The 20,488-nt window shown below is 70.8% G+C and carries 18 protein-coding genes and 1 pseudogene; 13 read left to right on the top strand and 6 right to left on the bottom strand.

Annotated elements, in window-relative coordinates; all coding sequences use genetic code 11:
• The 4 genes from treS to ACZ7M7_RS29160 all read left to right on the top strand — a co-directional run.
• The coding region (treS, locus tag ACZ7M7_RS29145) for a maltose alpha-D-glucosyltransferase (RefSeq protein ID WP_451173627.1) at positions 1 to 1,254 on the top strand (1,254 nt) is incomplete at its 5' end.
• Between the two features lie 41 nt (positions 1,255 to 1,295).
• Positions 1,296 to 2,657, top strand: a complete 1,362-nt coding sequence (locus ACZ7M7_RS29150) for a maltokinase N-terminal cap-like domain-containing protein (protein ID WP_453826252.1) — start codon at positions 1,296 to 1,298, stop codon at positions 2,655 to 2,657.
• Between the two features lie 3 nt (positions 2,658 to 2,660).
• Positions 2,661 to 4,880 carry a 1,4-alpha-glucan branching enzyme gene (gene glgB / locus ACZ7M7_RS29155; RefSeq protein ID WP_472121745.1) on the top strand — a complete coding sequence of 740 codons (2,220 nt, stop codon included), beginning with the start codon at positions 2,661 to 2,663 and terminating at the stop codon, positions 4,878 to 4,880.
• 124 nt (positions 4,881 to 5,004) lie between these two features.
• Positions 5,005 to 6,912, top strand: coding sequence for an AMP-dependent synthetase/ligase (locus ACZ7M7_RS29160; protein WP_383611193.1), 1,908 nt, complete (start codon positions 5,005 to 5,007; stop codon positions 6,910 to 6,912).
• A gap of 6 nt (positions 6,913 to 6,918) precedes the next feature.
• Here the strand turns inward: ACZ7M7_RS29160 and ACZ7M7_RS29165 are convergent, their stop codons facing one another.
• Together ACZ7M7_RS29165 and ACZ7M7_RS29170 are read right to left on the bottom strand one after the other, a co-directional pair.
• Positions 6,919 to 7,479, bottom strand: coding sequence for a hypothetical protein (locus ACZ7M7_RS29165; protein WP_472121748.1), 561 nt, complete (start codon positions 7,477 to 7,479; stop codon positions 6,919 to 6,921).
• A 10-nt stretch (positions 7,480 to 7,489) separates the two neighbouring features.
• The gene (locus tag ACZ7M7_RS29170) at positions 7,490 to 8,092 is read right to left on the bottom strand and encodes a hypothetical protein (RefSeq protein ID WP_472121750.1); all 603 of its coding nucleotides are present in this window, start codon (positions 8,090 to 8,092) and stop codon (positions 7,490 to 7,492) included.
• A 346-nt stretch (positions 8,093 to 8,438) separates the two neighbouring features.
• On the opposite strand from ACZ7M7_RS29170, the gene ACZ7M7_RS29175 reads away from it, so the two are divergent.
• The 5 genes and pseudogenes from ACZ7M7_RS29175 (at position 8,439) to ACZ7M7_RS29195 (ending at position 13,657) form a co-directional block, all read left to right on the top strand.
• On the top strand, positions 8,439 to 9,830 hold the full coding sequence (locus tag ACZ7M7_RS29175; protein WP_451173647.1) for an NAD(P)/FAD-dependent oxidoreductase: 1,392 nt from the start codon (positions 8,439 to 8,441) through the stop codon (positions 9,828 to 9,830).
• Between the two features lie 71 nt (positions 9,831 to 9,901).
• Positions 9,902 to 12,145, top strand: coding sequence for an FUSC family protein (locus tag ACZ7M7_RS29180; protein WP_472121753.1), 2,244 nt, complete (start codon positions 9,902 to 9,904; stop codon positions 12,143 to 12,145).
• A gap of 64 nt (positions 12,146 to 12,209) precedes the next feature.
• A complete protein-coding gene (locus tag ACZ7M7_RS29185; RefSeq protein WP_472121756.1) occupies positions 12,210 to 12,431 on the top strand; it encodes a hypothetical protein in 222 nt (73 codons plus the stop codon).
• 46 nt (positions 12,432 to 12,477) lie between these two features.
• Positions 12,478 to 12,776 (top strand): annotated as a pseudogene (locus ACZ7M7_RS29190) (ornithine decarboxylase); the annotation flags it as partial.
• 425 nt (positions 12,777 to 13,201) lie between these two features.
• Positions 13,202 to 13,657: a cyclic nucleotide-binding domain-containing protein gene (locus ACZ7M7_RS29195; protein ID WP_383611210.1), complete on the top strand. Its 456-nt coding sequence runs from the start codon at positions 13,202 to 13,204 to the stop codon at positions 13,655 to 13,657.
• 3 nt (positions 13,658 to 13,660) lie between these two features.
• Here ACZ7M7_RS29195 and ACZ7M7_RS29200 read toward each other — a convergent pair whose 3' ends face one another.
• Positions 13,661 to 14,959 (bottom strand): MFS transporter, encoded by a 1,299-nt coding sequence (locus tag ACZ7M7_RS29200; protein ID WP_472121758.1) that lies wholly within the window; start codon positions 14,957 to 14,959, stop codon positions 13,661 to 13,663.
• 77 nt (positions 14,960 to 15,036) lie between these two features.
• The gene (locus ACZ7M7_RS29205; RefSeq protein WP_383611215.1) at positions 15,037 to 15,660 is read right to left on the bottom strand and encodes a LysE/ArgO family amino acid transporter; all 624 of its coding nucleotides are present in this window, start codon (positions 15,658 to 15,660) and stop codon (positions 15,037 to 15,039) included.
• A 66-nt stretch (positions 15,661 to 15,726) separates the two neighbouring features.
• Here ACZ7M7_RS29205 and ACZ7M7_RS29210 point away from each other — a divergent pair, with 66 nt between their 5' ends.
• Positions 15,727 to 16,635, top strand: a complete 909-nt coding sequence (locus ACZ7M7_RS29210; RefSeq protein WP_472121761.1) for a LysR family transcriptional regulator ArgP — start codon at positions 15,727 to 15,729, stop codon at positions 16,633 to 16,635.
• A 144-nt stretch (positions 16,636 to 16,779) separates the two neighbouring features.
• On the opposite strand, the gene ACZ7M7_RS29215 is transcribed toward ACZ7M7_RS29210, so the two are convergent.
• Complete coding sequence (locus ACZ7M7_RS29215; protein ID WP_472122473.1) at positions 16,780 to 17,481, bottom strand: TetR/AcrR family transcriptional regulator; 702 nt, start codon at positions 17,479 to 17,481, stop codon at positions 16,780 to 16,782.
• A 141-nt stretch (positions 17,482 to 17,622) separates the two neighbouring features.
• On the opposite strand from ACZ7M7_RS29215, the gene ACZ7M7_RS29220 reads away from it, so the two are divergent.
• Entirely contained in the window at positions 17,623 to 18,840 is a 1,218-nt protein-coding gene (locus tag ACZ7M7_RS29220; RefSeq protein WP_383625633.1) for a saccharopine dehydrogenase family protein, read from the top strand.
• 105 nt (positions 18,841 to 18,945) lie between these two features.
• On the top strand, positions 18,946 to 19,179 hold the full coding sequence (locus ACZ7M7_RS29225) for a WhiB family transcriptional regulator (protein WP_383611224.1): 234 nt from the start codon (positions 18,946 to 18,948) through the stop codon (positions 19,177 to 19,179).
• A gap of 67 nt (positions 19,180 to 19,246) precedes the next feature.
• Here ACZ7M7_RS29225 and ACZ7M7_RS29230 read toward each other — a convergent pair whose 3' ends face one another.
• A complete protein-coding gene (locus ACZ7M7_RS29230) occupies positions 19,247 to 20,011 on the bottom strand; it encodes a hypothetical protein (protein WP_383611227.1) in 765 nt (254 codons plus the stop codon).
• A 116-nt stretch (positions 20,012 to 20,127) separates the two neighbouring features.
• On the opposite strand from ACZ7M7_RS29230, the gene ACZ7M7_RS29235 reads away from it, so the two are divergent.
• Positions 20,128 to 20,478, top strand: coding sequence for a DUF488 domain-containing protein (locus ACZ7M7_RS29235; protein ID WP_472121765.1), 351 nt, complete (start codon positions 20,128 to 20,130; stop codon positions 20,476 to 20,478).
• The last annotated feature ends 10 nt before the right edge of the window (positions 20,479 to 20,488 follow it).

A 20,488-nucleotide genomic window follows, 5' to 3' on the forward strand; every position in this document is an offset into this window, starting at 1 on the left:
GCCCGCATCATCTTCGTCGACACCGAGGCCTCCAACTGGACCTTCGACCCGGTCCGCAAGCAGTACTTCTTCCACCGCTTCTTCTCCCACCAGCCCGACCTGAACTACGAGAACCCGGCCGTCCAGGAGGAGATCCTGGCCGCCCTGCGCTTCTGGCTGGACCTGGGAATCGACGGCTTCCGGCTGGACGCGGTGCCTTATCTGTACGCGGAGGAGGACACGAACTGCGAGAACCTTCCCGCCACTCATGAATTCCTGAGGCGTGTCCGCCGCGACATCGACGCGATGTATCCGGACACGGTGCTGCTGGCCGAAGCGAACCAGTGGCCCGAGGACGTGGTCGACTACTTCGGCGATTATCAAAACGGTGGCGACGAGTGCCACATGGCCTTCCACTTCCCCGTCATGCCGCGGATCTTCATGGCCGTACGAAGGGAGTCGAGGTACCCGGTCTCGGAAATCCTCGCCAAGACCCCGGCCATCCCGTCCGGCTGCCAGTGGGGCATCTTCCTGCGCAACCACGACGAGCTGACCCTGGAAATGGTCACCGACGAGGAACGCGACTACATGTGGGCGGAATACGCCAAGGACCCCCGCATGCGCGCCAACATCGGAATCCGCAGGCGGCTCGCCCCGCTCCTCGACAACGACCGGCACTCGATCGAGCTGTTCACGGCTCTGCTGCTCGCCCTTCCGGGTAGCCCGATCCTGTACTACGGCGACGAGATCGGCATGGGCGACAACATCTGGCTCGGCGACCGCGACGCCGTCCGCACCCCGATGCAGTGGACGCCGGACCGCAACGCCGGCTTCTCCACCTGCGACCCGGGCCAGCTCTGCCTGCCGACCATCATGGACCCGGTCTACGGCTACCAGGTGACGAACGTGGAGGCGTCGATGGCCTCGCCGTCGTCGCTGCTGCACTGGACCCGTCGCATGATCGAGATCCGCAAGCAGAACCCGGCCTTCGGACTCGGCACCTACACGGAACTCCAGTCCTCCAACCCGGCGGTGCTCGCCTTCCTGCGGGAATACGAGGACGACCTGGTGCTGTGCGTGAACAACTTCGCGCGCTTCGCGCAGCCCACCGAACTCGACCTGCGCGAGTTCGCCGGACGGCATCCGGTCGAACTGTTCGGCGGGGTCCGTTTCCCGGCGATCGGCGAACTGCCGTATCTGCTGACCCTCGGGGGCCACGGCTTCTACTGGTTCCGGCTCTCCCGAGTCGCATCCCGCATCGGCCGACGACTTTGAGCGTGAGCTTCGAGCGTGTGCCGAGGAAAGGACGGGTCACCATGCAGAAGACCGCAACTCCCCGATCGAGCCGTACGGTCGACGCGAGCCCCATGGCCTCGCTCGCCGGACTGCTGCGCGAGTGGCTGCCACGGCAGCGCTGGTTCGCGGGCAAGGACCGGCCCGTCACGGACCTCGCGCTGCTGTCGATGACGGAGCTGTTCCCGGGCTGTCTGCATCTGCTGGTGCACGCCGGTCACTCCGCGGTGCCCGCGCCCGGCGGCGCTCCCCCGGCCGGCGACTGCTACCAGCTGCTGCTCGGCGTACGCCAGCATCTGTCGCCGCGGCTCGGCCGTGCGCTGATCGGCCGTGCGGAGGAGGGGCCGCTGGCCGGCCTGACGGTCTTCGACGCGCTGCAGGACCCCCGTTCGGCCCAGCTGCTCCTGGAGCGGCTGCGGCATCCCGGCACGGCGGGACCGCTGTGCTTCGAGGCGGACCCGTCCGTGTCGGTGCCGGCGGGGCTCGTGCCCCGGGTGCTGGACGCCGAGCAGTCCAACTCCTCGCTGGTGTACGGCGATACGTTCATCCTCAAGCTGTTCCGGCGCATCCAGCCCGGCGTCAATCCCGACCTGGAGCTGTCCGGCGCCCTGGCCGAGCAGGGCTGCGGGCGAGTCCCGGCCCCCGTGGCCTGGTTCCGGACGACGCACCCGTGGGAGGCCACGCTCGGCGTGCTGCAGCCGTTCCTGCGTGACGCCTCCGACGGCTGGACGCTGGCGCTGGACGCGCTGGCCTCCGGCGGCGACTTCACGGCGGAGGCCCGCCAACTGGGGCGGGCCACGGCGGAGGTGCATCTGGCGCTGGAGTCGGCCTTCCCGTCCCGGGCGCACGGCGAGAACGCCGGGATGGCGGCGGCGATGACGGAGCGTCTGGAGATCGCCGCGCACTTCGTCCCCGCCCTACAGCCCTACGTGCCCGGCCTGCGCACCGCCTTCGGCGCCCTCGCCAGCTGCGACCCCGGGCCGCCGGACCAGCGCATCCACGGTGACCTGCACCTGGGGCAGGTGCTGCGGGCGGGCCGTGAGTGGTTCGTCATCGACTTCGAGGGCGAGCCGTCCCGCCCGCTCGCCGAGCGGCGCGGTGTCCACTCGCCGGTGCGGGACATCGCCGGCATGCTGCGCTCCTTCGACTACGCCGCCCGGCAGCGCCGTCCGTGGCGTCCGGAGTGGGCGCGCCGCTGCCGGGAGGCCTACTGCGCGGGCTATGCCGCCCACGCCGGCTGGGACCCGCGTAAGAAGCACGGCTTGCTGCGTGCGTATGAGACCGACCGCGCCGTGTACGAGGTCCTGTACGAGGCCCGGCACCGACCCGACTGGTTGCCCGTACCGATGGCGGCGATCGAACGCCTCGCCGTGAGAGGAGCCTGACCCATGGCCCTGCACGAGACCTCGCGCCCCGAATCGGCCGGACCGGGCTGGCGTGCCACCGCGCCCGCACTCGATCCGGCCGACCGTGAGCGCCTGCTGTCGGGCGCCCACCACGATCCGCACGCGCTGCTCGGGGCACATCCGGTCCCGGGCGGGATCGCCTTCCGGGCGCTGCGCCCGTTCGCGTGCGCGGTGAGCGTCGTGGCCGACGGCAAGCGCACCGCGCTGGTCTCGGAGGGCGGCGGTCTCTTCTCCGGCGTACTGCCGCTGAAGGAGATCCCCGCGTACACGCTGCTGGTGTCGTACGCCGAGGACGGGTCCGACGAGTGCGAGGTCCACGATCCGTACCGCTTTCTGCCCGCCCTCGGCGAGCTGGACCTCCACCTCGTCCGGGAGGGACGGCACGAGGAACTGTGGAAGGCGCTCGGCGCGGAGCCGATGACCCACCAGGGCGTGACGGGCACCCGCTTCACCGTGTGGGCGCCGAACGCTCAGGGCGTGCGGGTCGCCGGGGACTTCACCTGCTGGGACGGCACGGCGTTCCCGATGCGGTCCCTCGGGGCGTCCGGGGTGTGGGAGCTGTTCCTGCCGGGCATCGGAGAGGGCACCCGGTACAAGTTCGAGATCACCTCCCGGTACGGCGGCCGGTTCCTCAAGGCCGACCCGATGGCACGCCGTGCGGAGGTCCCGCCGGACACGGCGTCGATCGTGCACGCCTCGCACCACGAGTGGGGCGACGCGCAGTGGATGGCGCACCGGGGCGACGTCCCGGTCCATCAAGCACCCTTCTCGGTCTACGAGGTGCACCTTCCGTCCTGGCGCCCGGGACTGACGTACCGCCAACTCGCCGAGGAACTGCCCGCGTACGTCAAGGACCTGGGCTTCACCCATGTCGAGCTCATGCCGGTCGCCCAGCACCCCTTCGCCGGGTCCTGGGGCTATCAGGTCACCGGCTTCTACGCGCCGGCCTCGCGGCTCGGTACGCCCGACGACTTCAAGTACCTCGTGGACGCCCTGCACCGGGCCGGCATCGGTGTGATCGTGGACTGGGTGCCGGCCCACTTCCCCAAGGACGACTGGGCGCTGAGCCGGTTCGACGGGGAACCGCTGTACGAACCCGGGGACGAGCGGCGCGCCGAGCACCCGGACTGGGGGACGTACGAGTTCGACTACGGACGCACCGAGGTGCGCAACTTCCTGGTCGCCAACGCGACTTACTGGTGCGAGGAGTTCCACATCGACGGGCTGCGGGTGGACGCCGTCGCCTCGATGCTCTACCTCGACTACTCACGGGAGTCCGGGCAGTGGGCGCCGAACGCCTTCGGCGGGCGGGAGGACCTGGCCGCGATGGCGTTCCTGCAGGAGATGAACGCGACCGTGTACCGGCGCAATCCGGGCGTCATCACCATCGCGGAGGAGTCGACCGCGTGGGAGGGGGTGACCCGGCCGACCGACAGCGGCGGACTGGGGTTCGGGCTGAAGTGGAACATGGGCTGGATGCACGACTCCCTGGAGTACATCGCCAAGGAGCCGGTGCACCGCAAGTACCACCACAACGAGATGACCTTCTCGATGGTGTACGCCTACAGCGAGAACTACGTCCTGCCGATCTCCCACGACGAGGTCGTGCACGGCAAGCAGGCGCTGGTCTCCAAGATGCCCGGCGACTGGTGGCAGCGACGCGCCAACCACCGCGCCTACCTGGGCTTCATGTGGGCCCACCCCGGCAAGCAGCTCCTTTTCATGGGCCAGGAGTTCGCGCAGGGCGCCGAGTGGTCCCAGGAGCACGGTCCCGAGTGGTGGCTGCTGGATCCCGGGTACGCGTCCGCGGGTGACCACCGCGGCGTCCAGGATCTGATCCGTGACCTCAACGCGCTCTACCGGACGACGCCGGCTCTCTGGGAGCGGGACACCGACCCCGGTGGCTTCCAGTGGGTGCTGGGGGACGCGGCGGACGACAACGTCTTCGCCTTCCTGAGGTTCGGTGCCGACGGCAGCCCCCTGCTCGCCGTCTCCAACTTCTCCCCCGTCGTGCGTCACGACTATGCCCTGTGGGTGCCGGACGACGTCATCGCCTGGCAGGAGACCCTCAACACGGACGCCGCCCGGTACGGCGGCAGCGACGTCGTCAACCCCGACCCGGTGAAGCCGGAGGACAACCGCATCCGCCTGACGTTGCCGCCCCTTGCCACGGTGCTGCTGTCGCCCTGCCCCCGCGGCTGAGATCACCGAACGGGGTCAATTGTCAGTTCTCGACACCATGCGCTCTCAGCTGGGCTAGATTCGGGCACCGCCGATAACGGAACTCATCGGTGATGTCACACCCGGTACACATCAGGAGCAGCGCATGCGCGACCTCGGCCTCGCTCCCCCGACCGTCACGCCGTTGACCGGCGGGCTCGCCGACAGCGTCTTCGAGATGGCGGCTCTCGATCCGACATTGCCGATGCTCGCGCGCCACCCCGATCCCTCCTCCACCACGTGGGAGGAGGTGACCGCCGTGGAACTGCGCGACGAAGTGGGCGATCTGGCCAAGGGGCTGATCGCGTCCGGGATCTCGCCGGGCCACCGTGTGGCCGTCATGGCCCGCACCCGGTACGAGTGGACGGTGTTCTGCTACGCCCTGTGGGCGGTGGGCGCCGAGGTCGTGCCGATCTATCCGACGTCGTCGCGCGACCAGGTCGAGTGGATCCTGCGGGACGCCGAATGCGTGGCCGTGGTGGTCGAGGACGAGCAGGCCATCATGACGGTGGGTTCCGTGTGCGGATCGCTGCCGATGCTGCGCCATGTGTGGCAGCTGGACGCCGGGGGGCTTCAGCAGCTCGTGGAGCGCGGCGAGTTCGTCCCGTTCACCACGGTCGACTCACTGCGCCGAATCGTGCTGCCCGACTCCACCGCGGCCGTCGTCTACACCTCCGGCACCACGGGTCACCCGCTGGGCTGCGCGCTGAGCCACCGCGGTCTGGCGAGCACCTGCGACACCCTCCTCGCGGGCTGGGGCCACACCGTGATCCCGCCAGGCGAGCAGCAGGCGTCGGTTCTCGCCTTCCTCCCCTTCTCCCATGTGTACGGCCTGGTGGTGCAGGGGCTGGCCATCCGCGGCGGCATGCTGATGGGCCATGAACCCGAGCTGAACGGGGAGGCGTTGTCGGCGGCGCTGCGCACCTTCCGGCCGACCTATCTGTGCGCCGTACCGTCGATCTTCGAGAAGATCTACAAGAACTTCCTGCGCACGGCCCAGCAGGCCGGCCGTGGCGCGCTGTTCGAGCGGGCCGCGGACACCGCGCGGGACTTCGCGGCGGCACTGGAACGGCAGCGGCTGGGCGGCGGGCCCGGGCCCCGTTACGATCTGCGGCTGCAACACGCCCTGTACGAACGCACGGTGTACCGCAAGCTGCGGGCCGCACTGGGCGGCAGGGTATGCCGGGCGACGTCCGCCGGCTCGTCCCTGAACCGTGAACTGTCCCTGTTCTACGAGGGCATCGGCATCTACGTGAACGACGCCTACGGTCTCACCGAGACCTGCGGCGGGGTCACGGCACCACCGCTGGGCCGGGAACTGTCGGGCACGGTCGGGAAGGCACTGCCGGGGGTGGACATCCGGGTGGCCGACGACGGGGAGATCCTCGTGCGCGGGCCGTCGGTGTTCCAGGGATATGTGAACGACGAGGCCGCGACACGGGCGGCGCTGCGCGGCGGCTGGCTGGCCACCGGGGATCTCGGGCGGCTGGACTCCGACGGCTATCTGACGATCACCGGACGCAAGAAGGACGTCATCATCACGAGCGGCGGCAAGAGCGTCTCCCCGGCGCTCCTGGAGCAGCGCCTGAGGATGCATCCGATGATCCACCAGGCGGTGATCGTGGGCGACAACCGGCCCTGTATCGGGGCCCTGATCACCTTGGACCCCGACTTTCTGTCCTACTGGCGGGAATCACTCACGCTGCGCAGTGACGCGCGGATCCGGGAGGCGCGCGAGGAGAACGCGTTGCGGGAGGAGATCGGCCGGGCCGTGGCCGCCGCGAACAGCGCGGTGTCGCGCGCGGAGTCCATCCGCGTGTTCCGGGTGCTGCCGGCGCCGTTCGACGTGGCCAGCGGCCTGCTGACGCCGTCGATGAAGCTGCGCCGGGACGCCATCGTGCGGCACTACGCCCTCCAGATCGACGCGATGTACCAGGCGAGTGCACGTGTGCCGCGGGATCACCTGGTGGACGAGCCGCCGCACTGGGACGACTCGGACAACGTCTTCGGCTGAGCGCGCCTACTCGCCCGTGGTGAGGCGTACGACATTCGACTGCTCGCCGAGGACGAAGGCGCGGATCCGGAAGGTGGCGTTCTTATCGCCGGGCAGGGTGACCAGGGTCGTGGCGGTGACGTCCGGATCGACGACGGCGACGGGTTCGTAGCCGGTGCTGTTCTTCTTGCGCATCTCCAGGAGGAATCCGTCCTCGTCCGAGGACGCGTCGGTCCAGGTGAAGCGGATGCCGTCCGGCAGTTCGGCGCGCGTCGGACGGGAGACGGGGCCCCGGTAGGTCCGCAGGCGGTAGTGGAACGTGGTGTGCGGCATGAGGTCGGGGTGCCGGTAGTCCGACATCTGCCGGGGCAGGTAGTCCAGGACGGTGTAGGGGCCCCTTTCCTCGGTCGCGAACTCCAGCAGGTGGCCCGCGACTCCCGGTCGGTCGTCCGTCCAGTCGAGGTCGATGTCCGTGGGTGTCGTGAGGACACCTCGCAATGGCCTGTCGGCGTCCGCAGTGCCGGCCGAGCAGGCCGGCAGCGCCAGGATCAGCGCTGCCGACGCCGCGATGCGCGCCTTTCCTCGCATACGGCAGCCGCTACTTGCGCCAGAAGCGGACGTTGCTCCACTCCACGGTGGCCTGCCCGCTGCCGCTGTTGGTGCGGTAGGCGCCGAACTTGTCGTAGAAGCTGCCGCCGGGGCTGTCGTACGAGTGCTTGAGCGAGCCGTTGATGTAGGTGCGGTGCTCGACGCCGACCTGGTGGACCGTGTTCACGCGGACCGTCGCGCCGACGGTCCCGGCGTTGGACAGCGTCGAGCCGCCGTGCACCGCGTACAGCCGGCCGCCGCGCTCGACGGCGAGCATGAAGTACGGGCCGGAGCCCGACTCGTTGAAGGTCTGCTTGAGGCTGATCCGGGTGCCGCTGAGGCTGGTGATACGGAAGTAGCCCTCGAACTGGCGGGTGCCGCCGGTGTAGGTGGCGTAGCGTCGTTCAGCCCGTTGGTCGCCGCTCGCGGTGGAGCAGGTGAGCCGGAACGTCAGGCCGTCGACCTGGCCGCAGCCCCGTTCCTGCACGGTGTAGCTCGGTGACACCGACTGCCAGCCGCCGGGCTCGACTTCGGCGAACGCGTGCGGGGCGGCGAGCAAGGACGTGGCGCACAGCGCCGTGGTGACGGTGAGGGTGCGCAGGCGTACGAGCATCCTGCCTCCTGTCGGATGGGGGTGGACCGCACGTCCCGCATCTGGCCACGCACATGGTGACGCGCACGATCACATACATGAACTACGGTCCCTGACATGGACGATCGAGACGGACGTTAGGTTCAGACCAATCAGTCGTCAAGAGATCGAGCGGACACGTCTTTCACACCCGAACCGGTGTGCCCCCGCGCCGGTTGGGGCAAGGTGGCTGACGACGGGTTCATCTGCCTGCCGCACCCGGCTGGCGGAACGGCCGGTGGCGCGGTGGGATCGAGGCGTGCGAAGCCGCGATCCAGGGGCAGGCGAACGACGTCGAGGCAGACCGCCTGGAGCCGCAGAAGGGAAGATCACCGTGACACGACCCAGGATCCTGGTGGTTGGCGCAGGCTTCGCCGGAGTCGGCTGCGTTCGCCGACTCGAACGCAAACTCTCCGCCGACGAGGCCGAGATCACCTTGGTTACGCCGTCCTCCTACCAGCTCTACCTGCCACTTCTGCCCCAGGTCGCTTCCGGCGTCCTGACGCCCCAGTCGATCGCCGTGTCCCTGCGCCGCAGTCGCAGGTACCGCACCCGGATCATCCCGGGCGGCGCCATCGGCGTGGACCTCGCGGCCAAGGTCTGCGTCATCCGCACCATCACCGACCGGATCGTCAACGAGCCGTACGACTACATCGTGCTGGCCCCCGGCAGCGTCACCCGCACCTTCGACATCCCCGGGCTCACCGACAACGCGTACGGCATGAAGACGCTGGCGGAGGCCGCCTACCTGCGCGACCACGTCATCTCCCAGCTGGACCTCGCCGACGCCAGCCAGGACCCTGCCGAGCGCGCCGCCCGGCTGCAGTTCGTGGTGGTCGGCGGCGGATACGCGGGCACCGAGACCGCCGCATGTCTGCAGATGCTGACGCACAACGCGGTCAAGCGCTATCCGCGGCTCGACCCGCACCTGATCAAGTGGCATCTGATCGACATCGCGCCGAGGCTGATGCCCGAACTCGGCGAGAAGCTGGGCACCGCGGCGCAGAAAATCCTGCGCAGGCGCGGTGTCGACATCTCGCTGGGGGTGTCCATCGCCAAGGCGGGCCCCGAGGAGGTCACCTTCACCGACGGCCGGGTGGTCCCCACCCGGACCCTGATCTGGACCGCCGGAGTGGTCGCCAGCCCGCTGATCGGCACGCTGGGCGCGGACACGGTCCGAGGCCGGCTCGCGGTCACCGCCGAGATGAAACTGCCCGGCGACGACGGTGTGTTCGCGCTCGGCGACGCCGCCGCCGTACCCGATGTCGCCAAGGGCGAGGAGGGCGCCGTCTGCCCGCCCACCGCCCAGCACGCCATGCGCCAGGGCAAGGTCGTGGCCGACAACGTCATCGCGTCCCTGCGCAACCAGCCGCTGCGGCCGTACGAGCACAAGGACCTCGGCCTGGTCGTCGACCTCGGCGGCCGCGACGCCGTCTCCAAGCCCCTCGGCGTCGAGCTGAAGGGCCTGCCGGCGATGGCCGTCGCCCGCGGCTACCACTGGTCGGCGCTGCGCACCAATGTCGCTAAGACACGCGTCATGACGAACTGGCTTCTCAACGCCGTTGCCGGGGACGATTTCGTGCGGACCGGGTTCCAGGCCCGCAGGCCGGCCAAGCTCAAGGACTTCGAGTTCATCCACGCCTACCTGACACCGGACCAGCTCCAGGACCGCGTGGCCGGGAAGGGCGGATCCGAGGCGCCCGAAGGGACGGCTGAGTGAGGTGACGGCCTCGGCTGAGAGCCTTCGGTTCGCGGTGTGACCGGAAAGAGAGCGGGAGAGAGTACGTCGGCGTGAGGTCAGCGGGAGGGCCGGTCCGGGCGCGCGTGCGGGACCGTGTCGCGGCGTCGGACCCCGGGCTGCTGCGACTGGCCGCGGGGCTGCGCACGGCGGGCGCGATCGCCCTCGCGGTCGCCGTGCTCGCCCTGCTGGGCGCCGATGTGACGCACCTGGTGACGGGCGCGCTGGCGGCGATGGTCGCCACCTTCGCCATCCGGGAGAAACAGCGCGGGCCGCAGGCCGTCACCCTCGCCCTGGGCCTCCCGGTGGCGCTGGCCTCGATGACCCTGGCGGCACTGCTGCACCGTCATGTCGTGGCCGGCGACCTGGCCTTCGTGGGGCTCATCTTCTGTGCCGTCTACGGGCGCAGGTTCGGCGACCGCGGCACCGCGCTCGGCCTGATCGGCTTCCAGACCTACTTCATGTCCCTCTTCGTCGGCGCCACCGTCGCCGGCCTGCCCGCGCTGTGCGGCGCGGTCGCCATGGCCTTCGCGTGCAGCGCGCTGGTGCGGTTCGTGCTCGTCCCCGAGACACCGACGGGGGTGCTCGAACGGCTGCGCAGCGCCTTCCGTGCCCGACTGGCCCAGCTGCTGTCGGCACAACTCGAGTTGCTCGGCGCCGGCCCGGAGGAAGCGGACCGGGCCCTGGAGCACGTACGCGAGGGCACCGCGCGCCTGCACGAGACGGCCCTGCTGATCCAGGGCCGGCTGGAGGAGGGAACCGCCGACGAGGCGATGGCCCGGCTCGTCCAACGGCGCGTCGCGGACGCCGAGATCGCGGCCGAGCGCCTGGGGCTGTCCCTGCTCGCGGCACGCGGCGCCGAGCGCGCCGACACCCTGGCCATGCATCTGCCGGGCGCCCCCGTCCCGTCGGGCAGCCGGCATCCCGTCCGGGAGGAGGCGACCGTCACGTTGCGCCGTGACCTCGAGGCCCTGCGCCTGCTCGTCCTGCACCCCGTCGGCCAGGCCTCCGGCAAGGCGCTGGCCCAGGTCCGCAACCGGCTCCTCGCCTACCGCGACGAGGAGAACCTGCCCGACGCCTCTCCCGCCGTGCAGGATGCCTTCCGCGCCGTCGGCGAGGCCGCCCGCGCGGTCCTCGGGCTGCGGATCGCCCTGGGCGGGGCTCCGGACGAGTCGGACGACAGCCCGGCCACGGCGCGCTCACGCGAGGAGCTGGACGCGGAGGACGCCGTGCTCGACGCCGGGGAGGAGGCCCCGTCGGAGGAGCCCAGCGGGCTGCGGCGCCCCACGACGCGTGCCGCCGTGCAGGTGGCCGTGGGGTCGACGCTGGCCATCATCGGCGGCGAGCTGCTGTCCCACGACCGCTGGTACTGGGCGGTGCTGACCTGCTGGATCGTGTTCCTCAACACCGCCTCCACGGGCGAGATCCTGGTCAAGGGCTACCGTCGCCTGCTGGGCACCGTGCTCGGCGTCCTGGCCGGAATCGTGCTGGCGGGTGCCGTCGGCCGTCACACCTGGACGGCGTTCGCGCTGGTGCTGCTGTTCGTCTTCGCGATGTTCTACTCGGCACCGCTGTCGTACACGCTGTCGTCCTTCTTCGTCACCGCGGCGCTCGGGCTGCTGTACACCCTGCTGCAGACCTACAGCCTCTCGGTGCTCGTGCTGCGTATCGAGGAGACCGCGCTCGGCGCGGCCTGCGGGGTGATCGCGGCCGCCCTGGTCCTGCCGGTGCAGACGGACCGCCGTACGAACGAACTGCTCGCCACGGTGCTGGAACGGCTCGGCGAGGTCACCCGCAGTTCCGTCGACCAGCTCAGTGGCGGACCGCCCGTCGAGCTGCTCGACCAGGCGCGCGATCTGGACCAGGCGCTCGCCGACCTGCGGGCGGCCGTGCAGCCGCTCACGCATCCGGTGACGCCGCTGCGGGCCCGCAAGGAGACCGCCCGCTACGTCGTCGCGCTGCTGGAGACCTGCGCCTATCACGCGCGTTCGCTGGCGGCGACCGCCGAGCTGTTGCCCACCCATCCCTCGATCGCGGCGGATCCCCGGCTGCGGCGAGCGGCGGGGCGCATCGCGCACAACATCGAGGCGATCGCCGCGCACGTCACCGACGAGCTCTCCTCGGCCGGCATCGAGACCGGCCCGAGCATCGCCTCGCTCCTGGGCCGGACCGTCCCCGGCGCACCGCGCTACGGCCGCGTCACCGACCGTGTCCTGCGGCACCTGCAACGCCTCGACGAGGCCGTGTCCGGTCTGGCCCGTCCGCTGGGCGTGCCCGTGAAGACGTCGGACGGATGACCGCTCATCCCTGCGATACCGGGGATGACGGCTCATCCGGGCGATACCGGGGTACGCGGAAGTCATGACCGATGTCGTGGACTCAGACGAACTGCTGAGGCGCATGCAGCGTGCCAGGGCCTACGCCCGGCGGGAGGAGCGGGTCTGGCAGGCCCGCAGCAACGAGCTGGAGCATGCCGACCCAGCGGCAGCCCGGGACGCCGACGTGCGGGTGATCGCCTACGAGACCGTGATCAACGTGCTGGACGAGTTCCTTTCGCCCGGCTCGCACGCCGGGGACGGCTGACCGGCGCCGCCGATTGGCGTCGCCCCCGGTGGGCACCCGAGGGCGCATGCCAGCCGATCACACCCGGGCCCCGGTCCTGGAAGCGCCGGCCGACTACCACCGCAAGGCGCGGACGTCGTTCTCGCCGCCCGGTCACAAGCAGGCCCGGGGAGCCTCCCCCGCGGTGCGGGAGGTGCTGGGCGACGCGGGGATCCTCGGTGACGTACCGGCGTCGGGCGGTCCGGACGACCGGCTGCACCACGGCGGCGTTCAGGCGGCGATGCCGGCCGTCGCGGGCCCGCACGAGAGCTGCTGCTCGGCCGGGACGCCCACAGGTCGGTCGTTTCCGGTCTCGTCCTGTCGGGTGAGCGGCTGAGCGGACCGGTACTGCGCCATCTCACCAGCGGTCTCGCCGCGGGCATCACCCTTCCCGATCCGGGCGATCCTCGACTGGCGACGGTCAGGGTGGTGGCGGAGGACAAGTGAAACCGGTCACTTACCCCGGTCTCGGGTGCGCGGAATCCGTCGAGATGGTTTACGGTTCATTCATAAGTGGTCTCGGGGTAGACCGCGGGTAGACCGCATTCGTCCCCCCTGCACCACCACTTACGGCCCTGGCTGGTCTCCCCCGTCCAGCCAGGGCTTCTTAATGCCGCGGGCGCCCCCGTCCAGCGACGATTCCCGGCCAGAACCGAAACCACGCTCCGCCGAGGTGCTCACGGCGTCGGTAGCGGCTGAAATGGACGCAGGGAAGCACCGGAACCTCAGTCGTCGGTGAGGAGCCCCGCGTCATGACCAAAGCGATCAAACTGCTGACCGCCCTTCCGCCGCCTCAGCGCCAGCATCTGATGGCGCTCGCCCGGGAGGTCTCCTTCCCGGAGGACGCCCGGATCTTCGAGGCGGGCGGCACGGCCGACCGCTTCTGGGTCATCCGCTCCGGCGCCGTCTCCCTCGACCAGCGCGTGACCTCCGTGCAGCGGGTCACCGTGGCCAGCCTCGGCGCGGGCGATCTGCTCGGCTGGTCCTGGCTGTTCCCGCCGTACCAGTGGGACTTCGGCGCTGAAGCCTTCAGCCCCGTGCGCGCCTACGAGTTCGAGGCCGAGGCGGTGCTCCGGCTGTGCGAGGAGGAACCGGCGCTCGGAATGTCCCTGATCCGGCACGTCGCCGAAATCCTCGCGCACCGGCTGGAGATGACCCGGGGCAGGCTCATGGAGCAGTACGGGCAGCATCGGCGCAGCGCGCTCTGACCTTCAGACCCGGTAGCGGCGCAGGGCGGGCACCCCCGCGGCGAGGCCCAGCATCGCGACGACGACGAGCAGTCCGCCGCCCACGGTCGCCGTGCGCGCGCCGAAGGCCGACCCCGCCGTGCCGTGCAGCACGTCGGCGAGGCGCGGGCCGCCCGCCACGACCACCGTGAAGACGCCCTGCATCCGGCCGCGCATCTCGTCGCTGGCGGCGGACAGCAGGATCGACCCGCGGAAGACCATCGAGACCATGTCGGCGACCCCCGCGAGGGCCAGGAACACCACCGCGAGCCACAGGCTGCCGCTCAGTCCGAATCCGGTGATGGCGGCGCCCCAGGCGACGACCGCGCCGATCACCATCCAGCCGTGCCGGCGGGCCCGGGAGAACGTGCCGGAGAACAGTCCGCCCAGCACGGCACCGATGGGGATCGCCGCGAACAGCAGGCCGAGGGCGAGCCCTTCGCCGTACGACCCGTAGGTCTGGCTCGCGAGTTGCGGGAACAGGGCGCGGGGCATGCCGAGGACCATGGCGATGATGTCGGCCAGGAAAGACAGCAACAGCACCTTGTGCAGGGCCATGTACCGGAAGCCGTCCCCGATCTCCCGTATGCCCGCGCGGCGTTGGGTGGTGGCAGCCGAGGGCGGCAGCGCGGGCAGCCGTGCGACGGCCCAGACGGTGACGCACAGGGCCAGCGCGTCGATGAGGTACAGCTCGGCCAGGCCGATCACGGGTATGAGCACGCCTGCCAGCAGCGGTCCGACCACCTGGCCGGTCTGCATGACCGTCGAGCCGAGGGCGTTCGCCGCGGGCAGTTCGTCGGCGGGCACCAGGCGGGCGATGGAGGCGCTGCGGGCCGGGGCGTTGAGCCCCCAGAACGCCTGTTGCACGGCGAGCAGCACCATCAGCACGGCCACCGACGCGAGGCCGGTGACGGCCTGGAGCCAGAACAGCACCGAGGTGACCGCGATGCCGCTGTTGGTGATCAGCAGCAGCTTGCGCCGGTCCATGCTGTCGGCGATGGCCCCGCCCCACAGCGCGAACACCACCAGCGGCAGCAGCCCGGCGAGACTCGCGGCGCCCACCCAGGCCGAGGAGCCGGTGATGTCGTATATCTGCTTGGGCACGGCGACAGCGGTGAGCTGGCTGCCGACGGCCGTGACGATGGTCGAGGACCACAGGCGGCGGTAGGCCGGGCGTCGCAGGGGCCGGGTGTCCATGGCCCAGCGCCGCCAGCCGCGCCGCGCGGGTATCACCGCGGACGGGTCCTTCTCCTGTGGTTCGGTGCTGCTCTCGCTGGTGTCCACGCGCTTCCTGGATGCTCGTTACATCTTTCTCGTCGGGGATCACTATCGCAGCACCGGGCGGGAGTTCGGAGGACGGATCAGGCGCCGCCGCCCCCGGAGATGAGGGAGACCCCCAGGACGACCATCGTCACGGCGACCAGTCCGTCCAGCACGCGCCAAGCGACGGGCTTCGCAAGGTGGCGGCTGAGCAGGCGGGCCCCGAAGCCCAGCGCCGCGAACCAGCACAGGCTGGCGAGTACGGCGCCGAGGCCGAACGTCCAGCGCATCGGGCCGCGGTCGGCGGCGACCGTGCCGAGCAGGAAGACGGTGTCGAGGTAGACGTGCGGGTTGAGCCACGTCATCGCGAGGCAGGTCAGCACCGCCCGCCGCCGTGACCGCACCGCCTGGCCGTCCGCGATCAGGGCGCCGCCCGGCTTGAGGGCGCGGCGGGCGGCGAGGGCGCCGTAGCCGAGCAGGTAAGCCCCGCCGACCCAGGCGACCGCCGTGAGCACCCCGGGCCAGGCCACGACCACCGCGCCGACGCCGGCCACGCCCAGGGTGATCAGGAGCGCGTCGGACAGGGCGCAGATGCCGACGACGGCGAGGACCGCGTCGCGGCGGATTCCCTGGCGCAGCACGAAGGCGTTCTGGGCGCCGATGGCGACGATCAGTGAGAGGCCGGTGCCGAATCCGGCGGCCGCGGTGGTCAAGGCGTTTGTCATGCCATTGACGCTAGGGAAGCGATCTCTTTACGTACAGCTAAAGATTCTTACGTATCATTAGCTCCCGTGAAGACCGAGCTGACCGAGCTTCCCCTCGACCAGGTGCGGACCCTGCTCGCCGTGGTCGACGAGGGCACCTTCGACGCGGCCGCCGCGGCGCTGCATGTGACGCCGTCCGCGGTGAGTCAGCGGGTGAAGGCGCTGGAGCAGCGCACGGGGCGAGTGCTGCTGGTGCGCACGAAACCGGTGCGGCCGACGGAGTCGGGCTCGGTCGTCGTCCGGTTCGCCCGTCAGCTGGCCCGGCTGGAGCGGGACGCGCGGGCCGAGCTCGGCATGAGCGGCGCCGGGGAGGCGACCCAGGTGTCGATCGCGGTCAACGCCGACTCGCTCGCTACGTGGTTCCTGGCGGCGCTGACCCGGGTGCCGGAGGAGCCGCAGCTCTGCTTCGAGCTGCGGCGCGAGGACGAGAGCCGTACCGCGATGCTGCTGCGGGAGGGCCTGGTGATGGCCGCGGTGACCTCCTCGCCGGATCCCGTGGCCGGGTGTTCCGTACGGCCGTTGGGCCGGATGCGCTATCTGGCGGCGGCGAGCCCGGAGTTCGCCGAGCGCCATCTCGGCGGCTCGCTCGGGGACGCCCTCATGCGGGCGCCGGTGATGTCCTTCGACCGCAGTGACGATCTCGAGGACGCGTTCGTCCGCAGGCTGCGGCACACCCGCACGGGCGCGAGTGCCCTGCGGCACTACGTCCCGACCTCGGAGGGCTTCCTGTCGGCCGTGGTCGCCGGACTGGGCTGGGGCCTGCTCCCCGAGGTCCAGGCGGAGCCCCTCCTCAAGGCCGGCCGCCTCGTGCACCTGGCCCCGGACCGGCCTCTCGACGTCCCGCTGTACTGGCAGCAGTGGAAGCTGGACTCACCGGCGCTGGAGGCGGTCACCGAGGCGGTGACGGCAACGGCGGCGGAGGCCCTGCGCGGCTGAGCAGGCCGGGCGACTTGTCACCGACGGTTCCGCGACGCCTCCGAGGGGCGCGGGCGGTATCGATGAGCGGCTCCGCCGCGTGGGCGCGACCGGCCACGACGGAGGCCCACCCGCACGACGGCGTATCGCACAACCATCGGAGCGCTACAACGCCGCCAACTCCGCCGCCGCGCTGGCCAGGAGCATCTCCAGCGCCGCCGGATACGCACTGGTCACCATCCGGTTCGCCAGCAAGGGCGCCGCCTCGGCGATCCGAGGATGGGTGGCACGGGGCAATCGCGCATACGTCGACCGCCACATGCTCTCGTCCGAACGCAGCGAGTCACTCGGCAGAGCCAACGACGCGGCGTCCAGCGCCGCGAACGCCAGCGCCTGGTCGATGAAGGCGTGGTAGATGCGCACGGTGTCCGGCAGCGAGAAGCCGGCGGTCCGCAGGACGTCCAGCACGGCCTCGTCGGCGGCGAGCTCATTGGCCCGGCCCGTGACCCGGCTGGTCGTCAGCGCGGCGGCCTGCGGATGGGCCAGGTACGCGGCGTGGATGCGCAGCCCGACAGCGCGCAGGTCCTCCCGCCACTCCCCCGTCCGCTCCCAGCCCTCCAGCGCCTGGCCGATGAGGGCGTCGCCGATGGCGAGGGTCAGGTCGTCCATGCCGCGGAAATAGCGGTACAGCGTGCTCGGGTCCGCGTCGAGGGCCAGACCCAGGCGGCGGGCTGTGAGGCCGGCGCTGCCGTGTTCGCGCAGCATGCGCAGGGCCGTCTCGACGATGAGCTGCTCGGAGAGCACCATGCCGCTTTTCGTGGGACGGCGTCGGCGCCGCTTCTCCTCCGGAACGACCGGTTTCGGCACCATGCTCTCCGTCCCTGTGCCGCAGTCCATGCCGCACACCCCGCCTTATGCCAACGCCATTGACCTTACGTGAACGGACCGCGTTGTATCTCTCGCGGGGCCCCATCACGTCGTAGACCTTCAAGCCGAGGGAGTCTTGTCATGCGTGTACTGCTCGTGGGTGCCGGCGGGGTGGGTACCGCCATCACCCGGATCGCCGCCCGGCGTCCGTTCTTCGAGGCGATGGTGGTCGCCGACTACGACCTCGCGCGCGCCGAGGCAGCCGTGGCGGCCCTCGGCGGGGACGCCCGGTTCCGGCCGGAGCGCGTCGACGCGAACGACGAGGCGGCGGTGGCCGCTCTGCTGGAGCAGCACGCGTGCGACGTGCTGCTCAACGCCACCGACCCGCGGTTCGTGATGCCGCTCTTCGGCGCCGCCCGCACGGCCGGGGCCACCTATGTCGACATGGCGATGTCACTGTCACGGCCGCACCCGGATCGGCCGTACGAGGAGTGCGGGGTGAAGCTGGGCGACGCCCAGTTCGAGGCGGCCGCCGACTGGGAGAAGGCCGGCGCGCTGGCCCTCGTCGGCATGGGCGTGGAACCGGGCCTGTCGGATGTGTTCGCCCGGCACGCGGCCGACGAACTGTTCGACGAGATCGAGGAGATCGGCGTCCGCGACGGCGCGAACCTCACCGTCGACGGCTATGACTTCGCGCCGTCCTTCAGCATCTGGACGACCATCGAGGAGTGCCTCAACCCGCCGGTCGTCCACGAGGCCGGCCGCGGCTGGTTCACCACCGAACCGTTCAGCGAGCCCGAGGTGTTCGACTTCCCCGAGGGCATCGGCCCGGTCGAGTGCGTGAACGTGGAGCACGAGGAGGTGCTCCTGATGCCGCGCTGGATCGACGCACGCCGGGTGACCTTCAAGTACGGCCTGGGCGAGGAGTTCATCGGCACGCTGAAGACGCTGCACCTGCTGGGCCTGGACAGCACCGAGCCGGTGACCGTGCCGAGCGCCTCCGGGCCGGTGGCCGTCTCGCCCCGGGACGTCGTAGCCGCGTGTCTGCCGGACCCGGCGACGCTGGGCGAACGGATGCACGGCAAGACCTGCGCGGGCACCTGGGTGCGGGGCGTCAAGGACGGCAAGCCGCGCGAGGTGTACCTCTACCACGTGGTCGACAACCAGTGGTCCATGGCGGAGTACGGCAGCCAGGCCGTGGTGTGGCAGACCGCCGTCAACCCGGTCGTCGCCCTCGAGCTCCTGGCCACCGGCGCCTGGTCGGGCGCGGGCGTGCTGGGCCCGGAGGCCTTCCCGGCCCGTCCCTTCCTGGACCTGCTGACGGCGTACGGCTCCCCGTGGGGCATGCGCGAACAGTGACTGGATTCGCCGGTGTCCAACCGGGTTTCACTCACGCATCGACAGGCGACTCGCATACGAGTAATGCTCCACCCGAGGGCACGTCGACGATCGCAGGTGACTTTGATGGACGACTGGCGAGGGCACGGCGCCTGCCGCCATGAGGACCCGGACCTCTTCTTCCCGATCGGCACGTCCGGACCGACCCTGTTGCAGACGGAGCAGGCGAAGGCCGTCTGCCGGCGCTGCTCCGTCCGGAAGGAATGTCTGCGCTGGGCGCTCGAGATGGACCAGTTCATCGGGATCTGGGGCGGCAAGAGCGAGGCGGAGCGAAGGGCGTTGCGGCAGCGGGCGGGATGATCCATGGATCAACCGGTCGCGCCACTCGGCGAGTTCGTCGGTGGAACCCTGAGCCGTTCGGGGGACGTCAGCGGGCCAACGACTCGGCGTCGCCCATGACGACGACGGGACGCCGCTCGGGATCCAGCGCCAGCAGCAGCTGCCTCATGTGCTCCCGCGCGAGCCCGACGCAGGCCTGGGTGGGTGCTTCGTGGTCCACGTGGAGCCAGATGCCGCCGCCGAGCCCGGTGCCGAGCGGGCGGGTCCGGTCGAGGGGCGAGGTGCCGGTCCTGCGGTTGTAGTCGATGGCGATCACGTAGTCGAAGGAACCGGCGAGGGGTTCGCCCTCGAAGCCGGTACCGCTGGCCGTGAATCCGTCACTGTAGTGGTACGACAGCCTGGTCCCGGGGTCATCGAGCAGGCCCCCGGCGTCCGTCAGCGTGAAGACCCCGATGGGTGAGCGCAGGTCACCGGCGAGGTGGTTGTCGGTCCAGCCGCGCAACGCGTTGCGAGCGGGCCAGCTGCTGCCTGCCCTCCAGCCGGTGTCGGTGCGCTCGTACAGGACGACGGTGGAGTGCGAGGAGTCCCTGCCGCGTCCGGTCACGACGACGGCCTGCCGGGCCTCGGACGGCACCTTGGCCCAGGTCACCGGCCCCAGTCCGGGCAGCTTCCGCGCGGCGGCCCGGGCGGCCGCTTCGGTGGCGGCCCGGGCGGCGGCCTCGGCGGCGTGGGCGGGCCTGGGTGCGCCGGTGACGGCGGGCTCCTCATCCGGCGTCGCAGTGGCACCGGCGCCGCAGCCGGTCAGCAGCAGGGAGGCGACCAGCAGGGCGACACGGGACTTGTGCGTGATCATGCATCGTCCTTGACCGACACTTGTAAGGAACTTGTAAGGATCCGTCGGTTTCGGCGGGTCGCCACGCGCATCCGAGGGGCTCGCATCCGAGCGCGAGCGTCCGAGAAAGGCCCGGCATGAGCGTTCGCATCCGTCGCGTCTACGAAGCTCCCGAACCCGAGGACGGCGTGCGTGTCCTGGTCGACCGGCTGTGGCCGCGCGGTCTGTCGAAGGACGCGGCCCACGTCGACGAGTGGCCCAAGGGGCTCACCCCGTCGACCGAGCTGCGCCGCTGGTATCACGCGGGTGAAGGGTCGTACGAAGAGTTCGCCGACCGCTACGAGGCAGAGCTGGCCGCTCCGGAGGCGGCCGGGCTCCTCGACCAGGTACGGAAGTTGGCGGGCAAGGGCACCGTGACCCTGCTGACCTCGTCGAAGACTCCCGAGCAGAGCCACGCCGCCGTCCTGGCCCGTCTCCTGCAGGCGTGAGGAGACGGGC

The organism is Streptomyces sp. NPDC111606, assembly GCF_055656945.1.

Coding starts and splice junctions, on each gene's coding strand:
- ACZ7M7_RS29150 (WP_453826252.1), top strand. CDS start 1,296: ATGCAGAAGACCGCAACTCCCCGATCGAGCCGTACGGTCGACGCGAGC.
- glgB (WP_472121745.1), top strand. CDS start 2,661: ATGGCCCTGCACGAGACCTCGCGCCCCGAATCGGCCGGACCGGGCTGG.
- ACZ7M7_RS29160 (WP_383611193.1), top strand. CDS start 5,005: ATGCGCGACCTCGGCCTCGCTCCCCCGACCGTCACGCCGTTGACCGGC.
- ACZ7M7_RS29165 (WP_472121748.1), bottom strand. CDS start 7,479: ATGCGAGGAAAGGCGCGCATCGCGGCGTCGGCAGCGCTGATCCTGGCG.
- ACZ7M7_RS29170 (WP_472121750.1), bottom strand. CDS start 8,092: ATGCTCGTACGCCTGCGCACCCTCACCGTCACCACGGCGCTGTGCGCC.
- ACZ7M7_RS29185 (WP_472121756.1), top strand. CDS start 12,210: ATGACCGATGTCGTGGACTCAGACGAACTGCTGAGGCGCATGCAGCGT.
- ACZ7M7_RS29195 (WP_383611210.1), top strand. CDS start 13,202: ATGACCAAAGCGATCAAACTGCTGACCGCCCTTCCGCCGCCTCAGCGC.
- ACZ7M7_RS29205 (WP_383611215.1), bottom strand. CDS start 15,660: ATGACAAACGCCTTGACCACCGCGGCCGCCGGATTCGGCACCGGCCTC.
- ACZ7M7_RS29220 (WP_383625633.1), top strand. CDS start 17,623: ATGCGTGTACTGCTCGTGGGTGCCGGCGGGGTGGGTACCGCCATCACC.
- ACZ7M7_RS29225 (WP_383611224.1), top strand. CDS start 18,946: ATGGACGACTGGCGAGGGCACGGCGCCTGCCGCCATGAGGACCCGGAC.
- ACZ7M7_RS29230 (WP_383611227.1), bottom strand. CDS start 20,011: ATGATCACGCACAAGTCCCGTGTCGCCCTGCTGGTCGCCTCCCTGCTG.
- ACZ7M7_RS29235 (WP_472121765.1), top strand. CDS start 20,128: ATGAGCGTTCGCATCCGTCGCGTCTACGAAGCTCCCGAACCCGAGGAC.